General features: G+C 70.3%; 5 protein-coding genes. All 5 read right to left on the reverse strand.

Annotation, left to right across the window (positions count from 1 at the left end; translation table 11 throughout):
- Positions 1-598 (reverse strand): o-succinylbenzoate synthase (locus M3N57_05390; protein MDP9022129.1); only part of this gene is annotated, 598 nt, incomplete at its 3' end.
- 9 nt (positions 599-607) lie between these two features.
- Complete coding sequence (locus M3N57_05395) at positions 608-985, reverse strand: DUF1931 family protein (GenBank protein MDP9022130.1); 378 nt, start codon at positions 983-985, stop codon at positions 608-610.
- A gap of 141 nt (positions 986-1,126) precedes the next feature.
- Positions 1,127-1,564: a transcription antitermination factor NusB gene (nusB, locus tag M3N57_05400; protein ID MDP9022131.1), complete on the reverse strand. Its 438-nt coding sequence runs from the start codon at positions 1,562-1,564 to the stop codon at positions 1,127-1,129.
- A gap of 1 nt (position 1,565) precedes the next feature.
- Positions 1,566-2,123, reverse strand: coding sequence for an elongation factor P (gene efp / locus M3N57_05405; protein ID MDP9022132.1), 558 nt, complete (start codon positions 2,121-2,123; stop codon positions 1,566-1,568).
- Between the two features lie 132 nt (positions 2,124-2,255).
- Positions 2,256-2,625, reverse strand: a 370-nt coding sequence (locus M3N57_05410; protein MDP9022133.1) for a M24 family metallopeptidase, incomplete at its 5' end; no start/stop codon positions are given.

Genomic DNA, 2,625 nt, shown 5'->3' on the forward strand with positions numbered 1-2,625 from the left:
TGTCGGCGAGGCTGTAGGCGCTGTTGGCGTCGACCTGCAACGGCACATCGTCGCCGAAGCGCTCGCGGACCGCAGCGACCGGGTCGACGTCCCACCCGGGTGTGATCTTCAGCTTGATGCGCCGGTATCCGCGTGCCAGGTAGTCGTCGACCGTGTCGAGGAGTGCGGGCATCGACGGCATGATCCCGACGGCCACACCGCACTCGACGGCGTCGCGGACGGCCCCGAGTGCGTCGGCGAACGATCTGCCGGCGGCGCGGAGTTCGGCGTCGAGCACGGCCATCTCGAGCGTGGCTTTCGCCATCTGGTGACCGACGGTGGCGCCGACAGCTGGGGCCACCTGGGAAGCGGTCAGCTCGGGAAGGTCGAACAGCGGGGGGAGCAGGAACCGACTGATCACGTCCATGGCGCCGTCGACGTACTCGCTGGAGTAGACCGGAGCCGACGGGGCGATGCACTCACCCCACCCCTCTTCGCCGTCGTCGCCGAACGCCCGGACCAGTAGCACGTCCCGCTCGGTCTGGGTCCCGAACGATGTCCGGAACGGCGCCACGAGGGGCATCCGGACACGGCGGAGCTCGGCCGCGGCGAGCTTCACGCGCGCCGGCTAGCGCAGCACCGGCAGGTCGTAGGGGCGGACGGTGGAGCGGCCGTTGGCTCTGGCCCGCTCGATCGCTTCCTCCAATATGGCCTGCACGTGGGCGTTGACGGCGTCGGGCAAGTTGCCGTCACTGCGCAGGTCGGCGTTCTTGACGTGGTCTTTGACCCGGCTGGCGACGGTCAGGCTGGCAGGCTCGTCGACCTGTGGTCCGGCAAGATCCTCCGGCCGGACCGTGGCGCGCCCGTTCTCCTGCGCGCGATCGATCGCCCCGTCCAACAGATCGCGCACGCGCTCGTCGAGGGAGTCGGGCAGCCCACTGTCGGTGCGCATGTCGTTCCCCCCGATGACGTCCCTCACCTGGCTGACGGTCACGAGCTCTGCCATATCGCTCCTCCTGGATGTCGTCCACTCCTGTGTAGCGCCCGTCTCGCACCGCGTTCGAGCGGAGACACGGACCCACGTCCGCCCAGGACCGGGCCCGCGGCGCCGAACGACACCGCGACGGAGCACAAGAGCACGGTCTCGTCACCCCCCGTCGGCGCCACCGACCTCTCGCAGCACGGCCGACAGGACGCCGTTTATGTACCGCGGCGAGTCGTCGGTCGACAGGGACTTGGCCAGCTCCACCGCCTCGTCGATCACGACCGCCGGCGGGGTGTCGTCGCGGTCGAGCAGCTCGTGGACACCGAGACGCAGGATGTTGCGGTCGACGACCGGCATGCGCGCCACCGTCCAGCCGCGCGCGTGGCGGCCGATCACCGCGTCGATATCGGGGAGGTGCTCGGCGACGCCGGTGACCAGCTCGCGGGCGAAGACGTCCAGTGGCCCGGCGTGCGGGTCACGCGCGGCGCGCTGGAGCGTCTCGGGGATGTCGCGCCGCAGCACGTCGGCTTCGTAGAGCACCTCGACGGCGCGGCGGCGGGCCTCGTGCCGGGAGAGGGTCGGGCGGCGGTCACGCGCCACGTCAGGACCGTGACAGGTACTCGCCGGTGCGGGTGTCGACCTTGACGCGCTCACCCACGTCGATGAACAGCGGAACCTGGACCTCGACCCCGGTCTCGAGCGTGGCGGCTTTGGTGGCGTTCTGCACCGTGTTCCCGGCGACGCCAGGTTCGGTGTCGGTGACTTCGAGTTCGACCGATGCGGGCAGTTCCACACCGACGATGCGGCCCTCGTAGTCGAGGACGGCGATGGTGTCGCCCTCGGTGAACCAGTTGGCGGCGTCGCCGATGGCGTCGAGGGGGACGGCCTGCTGTTCGTAGGTGGTGGTGTCCATAAACATGAACAGGTCGCCGTCGCGGTACAGGAACTGCAACTCGCGCTTCTGGATGATCGCCTGCTCGACGTCCTCGCCGGCACGGAACGTCTTGTCGAGCACCCGGCCGGTCTCGACGTTCTTCAGTTTCGTCCGCACGAACGCCCCGCCCTTCCCCGGCTTGACGTGCTGGAAATCCACGACCTGCACCAGCTTGTCGTCGATGACCAGCGTCATGCCGTTCTTCAGGTTGTTCGTGGAGACCATGGCGGCTCCTGCGGAGGCGTGCGGGCGTCGTGTCGAGACGTCGTCGTTCGAGGTCTGGAGGGGGATCCTGGCCGAGGCTAGCACCGGCTCCCGTGGGCGTTCCCGGTGCCGGTCGGCACGTCGGACGGGGCGCTACAGCACCAGGAGGTCGCGGGGCGTGCGGGTCAGCACCTCCGGTGGGCCCTCGGCGCTGATCACGACGGTGTCCTCGATCCGAACACCGCCGGTCCCGGCGAGGTAGACGCCGGGCTCCACCGTCACGGTCATCCCGGCCTGCAGGACCACGCGGCCGTCGGCGGCCACGGTCGGCCATTCGTGGATCTCCAACCCGACCCCGTGGCCGGTTGGGTGCACGAACTGCTCCCCGTACCCGGCGGCGGTGAGCGGACCCCGGCACGCGCGGTCGACCGCCCCGACCTCGGCCCCTGCGGTGGCTGCGGCCACACCCGCGGCTTGTGCCTCGCGGACCCGCTCGTGGAGCTCGCGCAGTCGCGGGTCGGGG

The organism is Actinomycetota bacterium (genome assembly GCA_030776725.1).
GTDB lineage: Bacteria > Actinomycetota > Nitriliruptoria > Nitriliruptorales > JAHWKO01 > JAHWKW01.

Coding starts and splice junctions, on each gene's coding strand:
- M3N57_05395 (MDP9022130.1), bottom strand. CDS start 985: ATGGCAGAGCTCGTGACCGTCAGCCAGGTGAGGGACGTCATCGGGGGG.
- efp (MDP9022132.1), bottom strand. CDS start 2,123: ATGGTCTCCACGAACAACCTGAAGAACGGCATGACGCTGGTCATCGAC.